At 69.9% G+C, this 14,403-nt stretch carries 14 protein-coding genes and 1 pseudogene; 8 read left to right on the top strand and 7 right to left on the bottom strand.

Translation table 11 applies throughout. The features are described from left to right. Nucleotides 1-16: 16 nt before the first annotated feature. Nucleotides 17-967 (bottom strand): hypothetical protein, encoded by a 951-nt coding sequence (locus AB0D27_RS03290; RefSeq protein WP_362501491.1) that lies wholly within the window; start codon nt 965-967, stop codon nt 17-19. Nucleotides 968-1,358: 391 nt separating this feature from the next. On the opposite strand from AB0D27_RS03290, the gene AB0D27_RS03295 reads away from it, so the two are divergent. After that, complete coding sequence (locus tag AB0D27_RS03295; protein ID WP_362501874.1) at nt 1,359-2,435, top strand: HoxN/HupN/NixA family nickel/cobalt transporter; 1,077 nt, start codon at nt 1,359-1,361, stop codon at nt 2,433-2,435. Between the two features lie 162 nt (nt 2,436-2,597). Here AB0D27_RS03295 and AB0D27_RS03300 read toward each other — a convergent pair whose 3' ends face one another. Next, complete coding sequence (locus AB0D27_RS03300; RefSeq protein WP_362501493.1) at nt 2,598-3,032, bottom strand: hypothetical protein; 435 nt, start codon at nt 3,030-3,032, stop codon at nt 2,598-2,600. Nucleotides 3,033-3,135: 103 nt separating this feature from the next. Further along, a complete protein-coding gene (locus AB0D27_RS03305) occupies nt 3,136-3,708 on the bottom strand; it encodes a hypothetical protein (protein WP_362501495.1) in 573 nt (190 codons plus the stop codon). 92 nt (nt 3,709-3,800) lie between these two features. Between AB0D27_RS03305 and AB0D27_RS03310 the strand changes: the two are divergent. Then, nucleotides 3,801-4,730, top strand: a pseudogene (locus AB0D27_RS03310) (MFS transporter); the annotation flags it as partial. Between the two features lie 129 nt (nt 4,731-4,859). Here the strand turns inward: AB0D27_RS03310 and AB0D27_RS03315 are convergent. Continuing rightward, the gene (locus tag AB0D27_RS03315; protein WP_362501497.1) at nt 4,860-5,819 is read right to left on the bottom strand and encodes an ABC transporter substrate-binding protein; all 960 of its coding nucleotides are present in this window, start codon (nt 5,817-5,819) and stop codon (nt 4,860-4,862) included. A 403-nt stretch (nt 5,820-6,222) separates the two neighbouring features. Here AB0D27_RS03315 and AB0D27_RS03320 point away from each other — a divergent pair, with 403 nt between their 5' ends. Genes AB0D27_RS03320 through AB0D27_RS03340 form a run of 5 tightly spaced genes read left to right on the top strand, consistent with a single transcriptional unit; the run spans nt 6,223 to nt 10,572 of the window. Further along, entirely contained in the window at nt 6,223-7,707 is a 1,485-nt protein-coding gene (locus AB0D27_RS03320; RefSeq protein WP_362501499.1) for a HAMP domain-containing protein, read from the top strand. After that, on the top strand, nt 7,707-9,098 hold the full coding sequence (locus tag AB0D27_RS03325; protein ID WP_362501501.1) for an ATP-binding protein: 1,392 nt from the start codon (nt 7,707-7,709) through the stop codon (nt 9,096-9,098). The genes AB0D27_RS03320 and AB0D27_RS03325 overlap by 1 nt, the downstream gene beginning before the upstream one ends. A 10-nt stretch (nt 9,099-9,108) precedes the next feature. After that, complete coding sequence (locus AB0D27_RS03330) at nt 9,109-9,579, top strand: roadblock/LC7 domain-containing protein (protein WP_362501876.1); 471 nt, start codon at nt 9,109-9,111, stop codon at nt 9,577-9,579. Next, the gene (locus AB0D27_RS03335; protein ID WP_362501503.1) at nt 9,579-10,010 is read left to right on the top strand and encodes a DUF742 domain-containing protein; all 432 of its coding nucleotides are present in this window, start codon (nt 9,579-9,581) and stop codon (nt 10,008-10,010) included. The genes AB0D27_RS03330 and AB0D27_RS03335 overlap by 1 nt, the downstream gene beginning before the upstream one ends. A 34-nt stretch (nt 10,011-10,044) precedes the next feature. Next, entirely contained in the window at nt 10,045-10,572 is a 528-nt protein-coding gene (locus AB0D27_RS03340; protein WP_362501878.1) for an ATP/GTP-binding protein, read from the top strand. Nucleotides 10,573-10,630: 58 nt separating this feature from the next. Here the strand turns inward: AB0D27_RS03340 and AB0D27_RS03345 are convergent, their stop codons facing one another. Genes AB0D27_RS03345 through AB0D27_RS03355 form a run of 3 tightly spaced genes read right to left on the bottom strand, consistent with a single transcriptional unit; the run spans nt 10,631 to nt 13,148 of the window. After that, on the bottom strand, nt 10,631-11,308 hold the full coding sequence (locus AB0D27_RS03345) for an ABC transporter permease (protein ID WP_362501505.1): 678 nt from the start codon (nt 11,306-11,308) through the stop codon (nt 10,631-10,633). Beyond that, a complete protein-coding gene (locus AB0D27_RS03350) occupies nt 11,305-12,012 on the bottom strand; it encodes an ABC transporter permease subunit (protein WP_362501507.1) in 708 nt (235 codons plus the stop codon). The genes AB0D27_RS03345 and AB0D27_RS03350 overlap by 4 nt, the downstream gene beginning before the upstream one ends. Further along, on the bottom strand, nt 12,009-13,148 hold the full coding sequence (locus AB0D27_RS03355) for an ABC transporter ATP-binding protein (protein ID WP_362501509.1): 1,140 nt from the start codon (nt 13,146-13,148) through the stop codon (nt 12,009-12,011). Before AB0D27_RS03355 ends, AB0D27_RS03350 begins: the two co-directional genes overlap by 4 nt. A gap of 140 nt (nt 13,149-13,288) precedes the next feature. Here AB0D27_RS03355 and AB0D27_RS03360 point away from each other — a divergent pair, with 140 nt between their 5' ends. Next, the gene (locus tag AB0D27_RS03360; RefSeq protein WP_362501511.1) at nt 13,289-14,401 is read left to right on the top strand and encodes a serine hydrolase domain-containing protein; all 1,113 of its coding nucleotides are present in this window, start codon (nt 13,289-13,291) and stop codon (nt 14,399-14,401) included. Nucleotides 14,402-14,403: the final 2 nt, after the last annotated feature.

The raw sequence follows: 14,403 nt of genomic DNA on the forward strand, positions 1-14,403 counted from the left end.
GTTGCTTCAGGAGTGTTCACGATTCCTGGTCGGCGGCCAGGCGTTCCATGCTCGCGGTCGCCGCATCGGCGCGGCTTCGCGCATCGCGCAGCCGGCGGTCCGCCTTCCGCATGCGCTCGCGCGCCGCGCGCTCGTCGCCTCGGGCCTGCCCGAACTCGTCCTGTGCGTGACTGAGCTCGTCGGCAAGTGCGGTGACACGCTCCCGCAGTGTGGCCAGCCGCTCCTTGGCCTCCTGCGCCTGACGCCCGGCCGCCTCTGTCTCCGCTTCGTGCGTCCGCAGCTCGCGGTCGGCCTCCTCGGCGGCCTGGCGAGCTTCGGCAAGCTGCTCGCGCTGCCGTTTCTCCGCTGCGGATTGCTCGCGCTGCCGTTTGTCCGCTGCGGACTCCTCGCGCCGCCGTTCCTGCGCCGCTGACTCCTCTCGTCGCCGGGAAGGCGGCGGCTTCGCGGGAGAGGCTGACGGGCTGCCGCGGCGCGGCGGCGCCTTCGGGATGCCGGCGGGGAAGCCGACGGCCGGGGTGAGCGGCTTGACGAGCCGGCCCGCGGCCCACCGCTCGGCGGCATCGGGGTCGGCGAGCACCGCCTGCAGGGTTTCCTGGACCTCGCGCTGGGCGTCCTGCCCGAGGGGGTGCCCGGCGTCTGCGGCAAGCTGCGCGGCTTGCCGGGACAGCGCACGGATCAGCATCCGTTGCTGGTGGACGAGCTCGCGCAGCTGCTCACCGTCCAGCTCGCTGTGGGCCTGTCGCAGGGCCGTGCCCAGGTCGAGCAGAGGGTGGACCTCGTCGGGCTGCTCGTGCACCAGCAGGTTGCTTGCCCAGGCGGAGAGGCTGGGGCGGCGCAGAGCGGTGATCTGCTCGGCGAGTCCCCGGTCGCCGGCCGTGCGGGCTGCCGCGGCGTGCCGGCTGCGTGCGGCGGTGAACTGCTCCGGCCGCAGCCCGTACAGCTCGTCGGCGACAGCGTCAAGGCCCACCGGCATCCTCCCTGTCCAAGGAACCTCTCCAACGAAGAGAGGCGCATCGTTCAACGAACCTCTCCAAACGATGGGAGGCGCGTCGTTCAACGAACCTCTCCAACGAAGACATGTGCGCTCATTTTCTCACTGTGGGGCGTGTATGCGGTGATTGTGCTGGTGCCACAGAGGCCGGGCAGCGGACCCGCTTTCCCCGCGAGGATGGTCAAGTTCTGGCGGGGCCTTTGCTGCATATTGATTGCAGGTACGAGCCTCTCGCATAAAACTGGACGACGCAGTCCCGCCCCGAAAGCCCGAAAGAGAGACCTCCTCCCCGATGGCCGCCGTCCCCGCCGCCCCGCCCACCACGGCCCCGCCGAGCGCCACCCGCTGGCAGCGTTTCCGCACGTCGATGACGCGCCGGGAATGGATGAACCTCGGCGGGATGGCGGCGTTCATTCTGGCGCTGCATGTCATCGGCTGGTTCACACTCGTGGCGGTCGTCGCCCCCGAGCACTACAGCCTGGGCTCCAAGACCTTCGGGATCGGCATCGGCATCACCGCCTACACCCTGGGCATGCGGCACGCTTTCGACGCCGACCACATCGCCGCCATCGACAACACGACGCGGAAACTGATGAACGAGGGGCAGCGCCCGCTGTCCGTCGGTTTCTGGTTCTCGCTCGGTCACTCCAGCATCGTCTTCGCGCTCGCCTTCCTGCTCTCGCTGGGCGTCAAGGCGCTGGCCGGCCCGGTGGAGAACGGTGACTCGGAGCTGCACAGCGTCACCGGCTGGATCGGCACCACCGTCTCGGGGACGTTCCTCTACGTCATCGCGATCATCAATCTGCTGATCATGGTGGGCATCTGGAAGGTCTTCCGCCAGATGCGCTCCGGGCACTTCGACGAGGCCGCGCTGGAGGAGCAGCTGAACAACCGCGGGTTCATGAACCGTCTCCTCGGCCGTCTGATGAAGTCGATCACCAAGCCGTGGCAGATGTATCCGCTGGGTCTGCTCTTCGGCCTCGGCTTCGACACGGCGACGGAGATCGCGCTGTTGGTGCTGGCTGGTTCCGGTGCGGCGTCCGGCCTTCCCTGGTACGCGATCCTGTGCCTGCCCGTCCTGTTCGGGGCGGGCATGTCGCTGCTGGACACCATCGACGGCTCGTTCATGAACTTCGCCTATGGATGGGCCTTCTCCAAGCCCGTCCGCAAGGTCTACTACAACCTCACCATCACCGGCCTGTCGGTCGCCGTCGCCCTGATCATCGGCACCGTCGAACTGCTGGGCCTGGTGGCCGAGAAGGCCGGACTGCACGGCGCTTTCTGGGACTGGATCTCCGGCCTCGACCTCAATGTCATCGGCTACGTCATCGTCGGCCTGTTCTTCGCCACCTGGGCCGTGGCCCTGCTGGTGTGGAAGTTCGGGCGGATCGAGGAGAAGTGGACGGCGGGACTGGCCCAGCCCGCCGAACAGGGAGCCGAGTAGCCCCTCGCCCGGGCCCGACTCCGCGCGCTCGTCGCATACGCAGGTCCCTTCGTACTCACCGGGACCAGTGGCGCCACCGCGGCCACCCTCGACCGCTTCGACGACTACTGGGGCGGCCGGGCCCAGGCCTTGGGCATCGACGCGAAGTTGTCCAAGCCGAGGTCACAGCATCGGGAACTGTCGACCGGCCTCCGCGAACAGGCTCGGGTACGCGCTGCCGCACGTGGCTGCCGCCGCGAAGAGCGCGTCGACCGCGGCCTGCAGTGGGTCGGTCTCCGCCGCGCCGAACAGGGCAGGTATCGCCATGGCCTGCCGCAGAAAGTCGCCGCGGCTCGCGTCGAACGAGTCCACGAGGGTCTGGGGGATGCGGTCGTCGGCGAAGAAGGGGTCCCAGGTGCGCTGGGCGTCGTCGAACGATGCCGGCAGGTCCTGTTGGTGGTCCAGGGCATCGAGCGCGGGCACGATCCAGTCGACGTCGCTGAGACCCGCTTCGGACAGAGCTCGGCGCGCGGCCCAGCGGGCGAGGGCGCGCTGGGTCACCGGACCCGCCGTGTCGACCGCGTCGAGAAGGTCGCGGTCCAGCTCGACCAGCCCCATCACATTGCCGCCGACCCGGCGGAGCCGCTCACTGGGCAGGCGACCACCCCAGTACTGGGCCTCCGCACGTTCGCGTGCGGGCTGGTCGGCTCTCTCCTGCTCCTCACCTTCGGCGACGCTCGGCCTCGGCCCTCTCCTGCGGCGACGGAGGCGGCGGAAGGGTGCGGGCGTGCCGGTGCCAGTAGTCCGCGCTCCGCGACGTCTGCCTGATCACCTGGTCCGCGCCGGTGACGGCGGGCCAGAACTGCAGCAGGTAGTGATCGACGATGCCCTCGCCCGCCAGAACGGCGAGTTCCTCCTCCTCCGCCTGGTCCATGCCGCGTCCGCAGTAGCGCACCCGGTAGTCGGCCACCGGCAGTTCGAGGGCGCACAACGGGCCGTCGCCCCAGGGCAGGAGGACGGTCGAGGGGGACTCCGGCCGGAACGACACCTCCACCACTTCCTCCCAGCTCTCGCCGAGCGGTGGTGGCGAGTCGTGCACCTCGACGGTGAGGCCCACGGTCCCGGTGTGCAGGCCCGTCGTGAGGAAGAGGTAGCCGGGCACAGCGGCGCCGCACAGGCCGTTGCTCTGCCCGGCGCAGGCATCCGACGGGTCCGCGCCGAACTCGCCGGGCCGGCTCTCCACGTAGAACTGCCGATAACTCACCGGTAGTTCGCCGCTGTACACCCTGCGCATGATCGTCCCCCCGAGTCAGATCTCAGCCACCGGAAACCAGTATGCGGACCAGGTCTGACAGTGCCGCTCGCGTCGGGGGACGATCGGGAGCCACACTGATCGCCCTGCGCTACGTCCCCGAGTCGCCCCGCCGCGCCGAGGGACGCGTCAACTGGCTCGGCGCCGTCCTGCTGTCGGGCTGGCTGGTCGCCCTGCTGCTGCCGCTCAGCCAGGCGAGCCGCTGGGGCTGGGGATCGGGCAAGGCCGTCGGCCTGTTCGCCGCCGCCGTGCTGCTCTTCGCGCTGTGGCTGTTCGCCGAGGCGCGCTCGCGCAGTCCGCTGATCGACCTGCGCATCATGCGGCTGCCCGCCGTGTGGACCACGAACGCCGCCGCGCTGCTGTTCGGCGCGGGCATGTACGCGATCTGGTCCTTCCTGCCCGGCTTCGTCCAAACGCCCAGCTCCGCGGGATACGGCTTCGGCGCGAGCGTGACGGCGGCCGGACTGCTCATGCTGCCGATGCTGATCGCGATGTTCTGCTCCGGTGTGCTCAGCGGCCGTCTGGAGCCGGTACTGGGTGCGAAGAAGCTGCTCACCACCGGTGCCGCGCTCGGTGCGGTCGCCTGCGGATTCCTCGCCCTGTGGCACGACCGGCAGTGGCAAGTCGCCTTCGCGGCGGGCGTTTTCGGCCTTGGTATCGGGCTGGCCTTCGCCTCCATGGCCAACCTGATCGTCGGCAGTGTCCCGGCCGAGCAGACCGGCGCCGCCACCGGCATGAACGCCAACATCCGCACCATCGGCGGGTCCATCGGCGCCGCGGTGACCAGCGTCCTGGTCACCGGCCGGCTCCAGCCCTCGGGCCTGCCGTACGCGTTCGGTTACACGCACGGCTTCAGCCTGCTCGCGCTGCTCTGCCTCGCCGCCGCACTGGCCGCGCTCCTCGTCCCGGCGCGCGGTGCCGGGCGTATCTCCGCCGGGCCCCGCGCCTTTGGTGATACGTCCCGCAGCGAGCCGGAGGCCGTCGCGCCGGGCGCGCGGAGCTGACGTCTGCGGATCAGCTCTGCTCGGTGAGTTCGGCGAACTCGCCCAGCAGAGCCGCCGCGCTCAGCCGTACGGGCTTTCAAGAGCCCTCGTCGGCCGGAGCGGCTGCCCGCCCCGGCCGTCACGCGGCCGTCAGCTCAGGCCGGCGGAGGCCAGCCATGCCTTGGCCACGTCCAGCGGGTCCTTGTTGTCGTCCTGTACCTGGCTGTTGAGCTTGACCAGGGCTTCGGTGTCGAGCTTCGCCGACACGTCATTGAGAACGGAAACCCCTGCCGACGAAAGAGCGCTCTTGTATGCCAGCGGAGTAACGTTCTCGAACCCGAAGAGGTTCTTGGGGTCCTGCAGGACTACGAACTTGTTCTTGCTGATTCCGGGGTCCGTCGTGAAAATGTCCGCGGCCTGGATGTTGTTGCCCTTGAGGGCCGCGACCGTCAACGGACCACCCGCGTCGAGCGCCTTGAAGGACTTGAAATCGAGGCCGTATACGGACTTGAGGCCCTTAAGGCCCTGCTGCCGGGTCTGGAATTCGGGCGAGCCGCCGATGACCAGGTCCTTCGCCACGGCGGCGAGGTCGGCGATCGTCGATGTGGCCGTCAGGTTGTACTTCTTGGCCGTGGCCTCGTTGACGGCGACAGCGTCCTTGTCCTGGGCCGCGGACGGCTTCAACAGGGTGAGTTTCGCGTCGAGTTCGGCCGTGATGGCCTTACTGGTCTCCTCGACGGTCTTCGGCGCCGCCTTGGCGTTGAGATAGGCGAGCAGGGCCCCGTTGTACTCGGGCAGGACCGAGATCGTGCCGTTCTTGATCAGACCGTAGGTGGTCTCACGGCTGCCGATGTTCAGCTTGTAACTGACCTTGACACCCTTGGACTTGAGAGCTTCACCGTAGATATCGGCGAGCAGGATGCTTTCGGGGAAGTTGTTGGAACCGACAACGACCGTACCGCCCTTGGCGGAGCCGCCCGTCAACGGGTCGCTCTTGTCGGAGCCGTCGGAGGAACCGCAGCCCGTCAGTGCGGCCGTGGCCACAACCAGCAGGGAAACAGCGTACGTTGCGGAGATTCGGGTACTTCTGGCTATGGTCACGTTGGTCATCCAGACTTGGCATGGGTGGGGCGGTGGTGGCCGGAAGGCGCGGGTGGCGACAGTCCAGACGATCCAAGCGAGCCCCCTCGCGGACCGTCAAGACACGAATAGATCACCGACGCGGACCACCAGTTCCCCTGCAGAGACCACCAGTTCCCCTACAGGGACCACCAGTTCACCGACGGGACCGCACGGCTTCACGCCGTACCCGCGATGCGATCACCATGCGAGCCGGCCCCGCGTCTCCACATGTCACTTTTTGGTTGATCATGGCCGTACTCTTACGGCAGCCGCTACTGTGGGCCGCGTCGAGGGCCTGATTCCACTTGACGGCCTGAGCGCGCTGTCGCGACCGCTGACCCACGCAGCCCTGGCCATGGGCTTCCACGGGGAGTGAAGTCAAGGAGGTTGAGTGCCCCCGCACAGAAAAGCCGCCTCTGGGCAGCCGTCGACGGATCCCCGAATAGGCCGGACCCCCACCCTGCTGGACCGTTGGCCTTTCCGCCGGAAACTCAACGTCCTCGTGATCGTCCCGCTCGCGGTCGTCTCCGCGATACTCTCCTATGTCGTCGTAGGCCAGATCGACCGCGCCCGGTCCGCCGCCGACACCGCCCAACTGGTGCGGGACAGCGCGCAGGTGACCAAACTCATCGACGGTGTCCAGACCGAGCACCGGCAGGCACTTCTCGTCTCCCTGCGCTACGAGGCCGCCCGCTCCGGCGACAGCCCGCCGGACACCTCCGCCTACCTCCAGGCGCAGCAGAAGGTCAGCGCCCAGACGCAGGCCGTCCGCTCCGCGTACGGGGACCGGCTGCCCGACGCCGAGGCCCAAGCGCTCAAGGAACTCGAGGGCCTCGACAGCCTCCGTAAGACCGTCGAACAGGGCCCCATCCCCGCCGACAACATCGACCCCGCCTACGGATCGGTGATCGAGGGCCTCATCGACGGCCTCGGTCTCGGCCAGTCGGCCAGCGCGTCCACGACGTCCGCGGGCAATCTGCTCGACGCGCTGCTGCGTGCCGACACCGCTCACGCCTCCTTCGAGACCAGCGTCTTCGCCGCCCGCACCCGGGACCCCAACGCGCTCATCGAGTTCACCGGCGGCGTCGGCGACTACGAGCAGTACACCTACCAGGCCGAGCGGTTCACCCGGTTCGCCGACCAGGAACAGGGTGCCGACCTCGCCCAGATCGAACACAGCCCGTACCAGAGCGTCATCGCCCAGCACTGGGCCGCGCTGCGGATCGATCCCAGCGCCCTGGTCGCCGAGAACCCGGCCCAGCTGCGGGCCGCTCTCGACGACGCGCTGAAAGCCGATCCCACCTACGAGCGCCAGGCCCAGAACCGGCTGAAGATCACCCAGGAGCTGATCGGTGAGATCGCCGCCGACACCCAGGCCGCCTCGAACAGCGCCTGGTGGCAGGCGGCTTGGCTCATCGCCGGTACCCTGCTCGCCTTCGGGGCCTGGTTCCTGTTCTCCGTGCTGATGCGCCGCTCCGTGGTGCGGACCGTGCGGACCCTGACCGCGGCGGCCCAGCACGTGGCCACCGCCGCCGAGACCGAGCTGGCCCGGGTCGCGGACGACGACGCCGGCGACGCGAGCCCGCCGCGCCTCGAAGCCGTACCCGTGCCGGTGCGTGACGAGATCGGTGAACTCGCCGAGGCCTTCAACCAGGTTCAGGTCACCGCGACCGCCCTGCTGGAGCGCCAGGTCGTCAGCCGCCGCAACATCGCCGAGATGTTCGGCAACGTCGGCCGCCACGTCAGCAATCTGACGGCACGTCAACTCGCCCTGATCGACTCGGTGGAGCGCGGCGAAACCGACCTGAGGTACTGGACCGGCTCTACCGCATCGACCACATCGCGGTACGTCTGCAGCGCAACGCCGACAGTCTGATGCTGCTCGCCGGAATCAGCGAGACGGGCCTCAACACGGAACCCATGCGGCTGAGCAACATCGTGCGTGCCGCGCTCGGCCAGATCGAGGGCTTCCAGCGTGTCACCCCGCACGCCGAGGGCGATGTCACCGTCGTCCCCGACATCGTCGGCGATCTGACCCTGATGCTCGCCGAACTGCTGGAGAACGCGGTGATGTTCTCCCCGGCGACCAGCGGCGTCGAAGTGGTCCTTCGCCCCCGGCACGGATCCGCCGGCGCCCTCGTCGAGATCATCGACCACGGGCTCGGGATGAGCCCCGAACGGCTCGCGGAGGAGAACGCCCGCCTGGTCCGCCGTGAACGGCTCGACCTGGCGCCCACGGAGGTCCTGGGCCTGTTCGTGGTCGGCGGACTCTCCCGGCGCTGGGGCATCGAAGTCGTCCTGACCCGTACCCCGGGCGGCGGCGTCACGGCCACCGTCGCGGTCCCCGCCTCTCACCTGCTGCTCACCGACCCAGCACAGACCGCGGCCCGCGCTCCGCACATCCTGCCGCCCGCCCGCCGCTCCGGCGCGAGCGAGCCGCGTCCCGCGAGGGTGGAGTCGCCGCCCGGCCCCTCGGGCCTGCCCCGCAGGGTTCCCGCGCGCTCCCGGGCCGCGGAGCCCTCCAGCCACGCACGGCGCCCTGAACCGGGGGCGGACACGGTTGGCGAGGCCGCCCTCAACCACCCGGGGAGCGGGACCGGCGCGGCACCGCCCCGGCAGGGCGACACTCCCCGAACCTCCCGGCCGGACACGGGCGTTGGTACGCGCCGGACGGCCGTGCGCGGTGCGCCTCCGGGCACCGCCCACGAGTTCGGAGTACGGCCCGGCACCGACAAGAGCACCGATAAGAGCGCCGGCACGGGCACCGGCACCCGCACCGACACGGGCACCCGCACCGACACGGGCATCCGCACCGACACGGGCATCCGCACCGACACGGGCACCCGCACCGGGACCGACAAGAGCACGGGCACGGGCACCGGCACCAGCGCCGGCACGAGCACCCGTGCCGGCGTCGGCTCCAGCGCGCCGCCCCCGCCCAGCGCCCGCCAGGCCGGCCCCCTGCGGCGCCGGGTGCGCGGTGCCACCCTGTCGGCCACCACCGCGTCGAGCCGACTGCCCAAGAAGAGCGTCACCAACCCGCGGCCGCCCGCCTGGCTGCCCACGGACGCGGAGGCGGCGCGATCCGAGATCGACGAGTTCGAGGCCGCCGTCCTGCGGGCCCAGCGCGAGAGCGCGACCGAGGGCTGGGCCGGCGGGGCGACCCGACCGGGGGGCCGGACCGGCGCCCCGACCGAGACCAGCACAGAAACGCCCCGACCGAGACCCGCACAGAAAACAGCAGACCCATATCCCCGGAAGGCATGAGCACGTGACCATGTGGACAGGCGAGCCGGAGTCCGAAGCCGTGGAACCGGTGACGGACGTGAAGGCCGCGGCTGCCGACTTCAATTGGCTGCTCAATCGATTCGCCACCGAGACGGCCGGGGTCGTCGACGTGATCGGTGTCTCCTCCGACGGACTGCTCATCGCGGTGTCCCAACTGCGTGGACAGGCCGACTCGGAGCGCCTCGCGGCGATCGTCTCCGGTATCACCAGCCTTGCCATGGGCGCCTCCGGCAACTACGGCCTCGGCAGCCTGAACAAGGTCATCATCGACCTGGCGGAAGGGCACGTCCTGGTGTCGGCGCTGGGCGCCGGCGCTGTGCTCGGTGTGGTCGCCTCCAAGGAGGCAAAGCTCGGCAACATCGCCTACGAGATGACCCTCTTCGCCAACCGGGCCGGTGCGGTGCTGAGCCCGCAACTGGTCATGGAGCTGAAGAACACCGTGGGCATCGCGAGAACGTGATGACGACTGGCGAGCCGTCGGCGACCGGTGACGCCGGGTGGGGAGCGGAGCCCCCCGCCTCGGTCGTCCGGCCGTTCCTGCTGACCGCGGGGCGGATCGCCGGCGGCGACAGTCTGGTACCGCCGATCCCGATCGAGACGCAGGTCGTCGCGACCGATCTGGGCCTGGCCGCGCTGGACGCCTTCGTCTTCGACCAGCACCGCGACATCATCACGGTCTGCCGCGAACCGCAGTCGCTGGCGGAGATCGCGGCGAAACTGCGGATGCACTTGAATGTGATCCGGGTGCTCGCCGACGATCTGCGCGCCGACGGTCAACTGGCCCTGTACGCACCGCAGGCCCACTCCAACCGCGATGTCACCGTATTGCGAAGGGTTATCGATGGTCTCCGAGCTGTCCCCGACTCCCGGGGAGCGATCCGTGAGGGCTGACACCGGGCGCCCCGCGCCGCCGCTGCCGGTGAAGATGGTGATCGCCGGTGGCTTCGGCGTGGGCAAGACCACCACGGTCGGCGCCATCTCCGAAATTGAGCCGCTGACCACCGAGGCGTCCATCACCTCGGTCGCCGCGGGCGTCGACGATCTCACCCACACGCCGGAGAAGACGACGACGACCGTCGCCATGGACTTCGGCTGCGTCACCCTCGACCCGACCCTGAAGCTCTACCTGTTCGGGACCCCGGGGCAGGAGCGGTTCGGGTTCATGTGGGACGACCTCGTCGAGGGAGCGCTCGGCGGGCTCGTCATCGTCGACACCCGCCGGCTCGACGACTGCTACGCGGCCGTCGACTACTTCGAGCACCGCGAGATCCCCTTCGCGGTGGCCGTCAACGCCTTCGACGGCAGGGTCGAGCACGATCTGGACGACGTACGGTGGGCCCTCGACGTCGCCGATCATGTGCCCGTCACGGTCTTCGACGCGCGCGAACGCGGCTCCGTACGGGACGCGCTGCTCGTCGTCCTGGAGCACGCGCTGGCCACCGCGCAACGGTGAAGCGGGGACGGCCCGGAGGCCGCCCCCGCTGTCGTACGCCGCGAACGCGCCTACAGCCTTACGCCGCCCGGCGCCTGCGGCGCACGCCCGGGGACACCGCCACTCGGCCCACGGCCCAGAAGAGGACGAGGACGAGCAGCGCCAGGAGGGCCGTGAGGGCGGCCCCGCCGGCCACCTTCTCGTAGTTGCGCTGGTAGAGGCCGTCGAGGATGTACCGGCCGACTCCGCCCAGGGCCACATAGGCCGCGATCGTCGCCGTCGAAACGATCTGGATCGCCGCCGATCGCACACCGCTGAGGATCAGTGGCAGCGCGGCCGGCACCTCGACCTGGAGCAGGATCTTCCCCTCCGACATGCCCATCCCGCGGGCGGCGTCGACGGGGGAGGGGTCCACGTTGCGGACCGCTTCGTACGTGGTGATGAGGATCGGGGGGATCGCCAGCACCACCAGGGGGATCATCACGGGCACGATGCCGAGGCCCAGCCAGACGAACATCAGCACCAGCAGCCCGAAGGTCGGCAGCGCCCGGGCCCCGGAGGACACGAACGCCAGCGTGTTGCCGCCGCGGCCGGTGTGCCCGGTGACCAGGCCGATGGGCAGGCCGATGGCGGCGGCGATCGCGAGCGCCCCGGCGGTGTACTGGATGTGTTCCCAGACGCGCTGCGGGATGCCGTCGTAGCCGTGCCAGTGGGATCCGTCGCTGAAGAAGGACTGCATGAAGTTGAGTACGTTCACGAGACGCCCTCCACTGTGCGGGCGGCGTCCGGGATCGTCGACGCGAGGCGCCGGGCTTTGCGGGCGGAGGGCGGCTGCCAGGGGGTGAGCAGCCGCCGCAGCAGGACGAGCAGGGCGTCGACCGCGATCGCGAGAACGGCGGTGGTGACGACCGAGGTCACGGCGAGGTGGGGGCGATGGTAGAGCATCGCGGTGGTCAGCAGGTTGCCGAGCGCCCCTTGGTTGCCGATGAGTGAGCCGACGCTCGCCAGGCTGATGCTGGAGGCGGTCGCCACCCGCAGTCCGGCCATGATCGCGGGTACGGCGATGGGCAGTTGCACCTGGAAGTAACGGCGTACGGGGCCGATGCCCATCGCCGCGGCGGCGGCGTTCGTCTCCTCGGGGACCGAGCGGATGCCGTCGACGACCGCCGGCACGAGGACGACCAGGCTGTACAGGCACAGCGGGATCATCACGGTCAGCTGGGTCAGCCCGGTGTAGTCGATGAGCACCACGAAGAAGGCGATCGACGGGATGGCGTACAGCACCGTGGAGGTCCAGAGAACCGGCGGGTAGAGCCAGTCGTTGTGGACGCACAACAGGCCGATCGGCAGCGCCAGCAGGAGACCGACCAGCACCGGGACCAGTGCCTCCTGCATGTGGAGGGCGATCAGGCCGGGATAGCTGTGCTGGAGGTCGCTCGGTATGTCGAAGAAGCCGTTCACCGGGCGGCCTTCAGCTCGGACGCGTCCTGCGGGGCGTCCGCCGCCCGTCGCTGTCGTGCCGCGCGGATCGCCGCGGCGACCGTCTCCTGCCCGGCGACCCCCAGCACCTGCCCGGCGCGGTCCACCGCGACCGCCTGACCGGTCGGCGACAGCACGGCCCGGTCCAACGCGACGCGCAGCGAGTCACGGCCCACCTCGAAGCTCTGCCCGTACGGCTCGAGGGCCTTGACGTCACCATCCCACGTGGCGAGGTCGGCCCAGCCCAGCGGCCTGCCACCGGCGTCGGTCACCAGCACCGGCGACGGCGTGCCGACGCGTCCGGCGACCTCCTTCCAGTCGGTGCCGACGGGGAAGACCCGGGAGCGGTCGACCTCCAGCTCGCGCGTGGACAGGAACGACAGACCGCGGATGCCCCGGTCGGCGCCGAGGAACTGCTCGACGAACTCGTCGGCGGGCGACGACAACAGTTCGTCCGGGGCGGCGAATTGGGCGAGCTTGCCACCGGTGCGCAGCACGGCGACGCGGTCACCGATCGTGATGGCCTCGTCCATGTCATGGGTGACGAACACGATCGCCTTGCCGAGTTCGCCCTGGATACGGAGCAACTCCTCCTGCAGGCCCCGGCGGACGACCGGGTCGACCGCGGAGAACGGCTCGTCCATGAGCAGGATCGGCGGGTCGGAAGCCAGCGCGCGGGCGACGCCGACTCGTTGCTGCTGGCCGCCGGAGAGCTGGTACGGGTAGCGGCGGGCCATGCCCGGGTCCAGACCGACCCGTTCCATGAGTTCGGCCGCGCGGGCCCGGGCGCGCTGCTTGGACCAGCCGAGCAGCCGCGGCACCGTGGCGATGTTGTCGAGGATCGTGCGATGCTGGAAGAGCCCGGCGTTCTGGATGACGTAACCCATGGAACGGCGCAGGGCGTTGACCGGCCGGCGCAGGATGTCCTCGCCGTCGACGCGGATCGTGCCGCTGCTCGGTTTGACCATGCGGTTGATCATGCGCAGTGTGGTGGTCTTGCCGCAGCCCGAAGGTCCGACGAGCACGGTGATGGAGTGGTTCGGTATCTGGAGGGACAGGCGATCGACGGCCACCGTGCCGTCGGCGTATCGCTTGCTGACATCTTCGATGGCTATCAAGCGTCGAAACCCTTCGGGAACGGCCTTGCTCGCAGGTGGCGCGATCGCGTGTACGAGGGTGCGTAGTCTAGCCAGTTGATGTTCGAGCGCGGTCGCCGCAGGTTACGGTTTCGGGAGCGGGCCGGTGTCATGATGCGCAGGTGACGGACAGCGTGGGTGCTCGGGCGCGGGGGCGGATCGGCGCGATCCTCGAACGGCTGGTGGCGTCGGGTGTGGAGAGCGGCCTCCAGGTGGCGGTCCACCGGGGCGGCGAGTTGGTCGTCGATGCCTGGGCGGGCGTGGCCGACGGGCGCCCGCTGGGTCCCGACACGCTGATCCACAGCTTTTCCCTCGGCAAGGGCTTCACCGCGACCCTCGTCCATGTGCTCGCCGAGCGCGGGCTGATCGACTACGACACCCCGATCGCCCACTACTGGCCCGAGTTCGCCGCTCAGGGCAAGGAACGCGCGACGGTACGCCACGCGCTTACCCACACGGTCGGCGTACCGCAGCTGCCCCCCGGCATCACACCGGCCGACCTGTGCGACTGGGACACCATGTGCGCGATGGTCGCGGCGCAGGAGCCGCTGTGGGAACCCGGCTCGGCGAGCGGCTACCACGGCTGGACTTTCGGCTGGATCCTCGGTGAGACCGTCCGCCGGATCACCGGTCTGACTCCGGGCGAGGCGTTGCGTACGTACGTCACGGAGCCGCTCGGCGTGTCCGACGAGCTCTACTTCGGCCTGCCGCAGAGCGAACTGCCGCGTACGGCACCGCTCGTGGAGGGCGGCTGGGAGGCATGGCTGGCGAGCCTGCCGCCGTCCGTGCCCTTCGTCCGCCTCGTGGCACCTCACCGCGCCGTGTGGACGACCGCCGAACTGGCCAACCGCAGGGAGTACCTCCTCGCGGACCTGCCCGCGGGCGGCACGACGACCGCTCGAGCCGCCGCGCGCATGTACGCCGCGCTGCTGGGCCAGGTCGAGGGCGTACGGCTGATCAGTCCGGAACGCCTGGAACTCGCCACCGCCGTGGCCGTCGAGGGCAAGGACCAGATGCTGCTCGCCCGACACGCCAAGGGACTCGGCTACTTCCTCGGCCTGCCCGAGATGGCCGGTGAGCGCACGGCCTTCGGCCACCACGGCAGCGGCGGCAGCATCGCCTTCGCCGACCGCGAGCGCGGCCTCGCCTTCGCGCTCACCCGCACCCGCCTGGTCTCCGACTCCGTCGACACGGGCCGCGTGCTCGCGAACGAGGTCCGTTCGCTCCTGTCCTAGGC

The organism is Streptomyces sp. NPDC048415 (genome assembly GCF_040651675.1).
GTDB lineage: Bacteria > Actinomycetota > Actinomycetes > Streptomycetales > Streptomycetaceae > Streptomyces.

Coding starts and splice junctions, on each gene's coding strand:
- AB0D27_RS03305 (WP_362501495.1), bottom strand. CDS start 3,708: ATGCGCAGGGTGTACAGCGGCGAACTACCGGTGAGTTATCGGCAGTTC.
- AB0D27_RS03340 (WP_362501878.1), top strand. CDS start 10,045: ATGGTGATCGCCGGTGGCTTCGGCGTGGGCAAGACCACCACGGTCGGC.
- AB0D27_RS03335 (WP_362501503.1), top strand. CDS start 9,579: ATGACGACTGGCGAGCCGTCGGCGACCGGTGACGCCGGGTGGGGAGCG.
- AB0D27_RS03315 (WP_362501497.1), bottom strand. CDS start 5,819: ATGACCAACGTGACCATAGCCAGAAGTACCCGAATCTCCGCAACGTAC.
- AB0D27_RS03330 (WP_362501876.1), top strand. CDS start 9,109: ATGTGGACAGGCGAGCCGGAGTCCGAAGCCGTGGAACCGGTGACGGAC.
- AB0D27_RS03295 (WP_362501874.1), top strand. CDS start 1,359: ATGACGCGCCGGGAATGGATGAACCTCGGCGGGATGGCGGCGTTCATT.
- AB0D27_RS03325 (WP_362501501.1), top strand. CDS start 7,707: ATGCTGCTCGCCGGAATCAGCGAGACGGGCCTCAACACGGAACCCATG.
- AB0D27_RS03300 (WP_362501493.1), bottom strand. CDS start 3,032: ATGGGGCTGGTCGAGCTGGACCGCGACCTTCTCGACGCGGTCGACACG.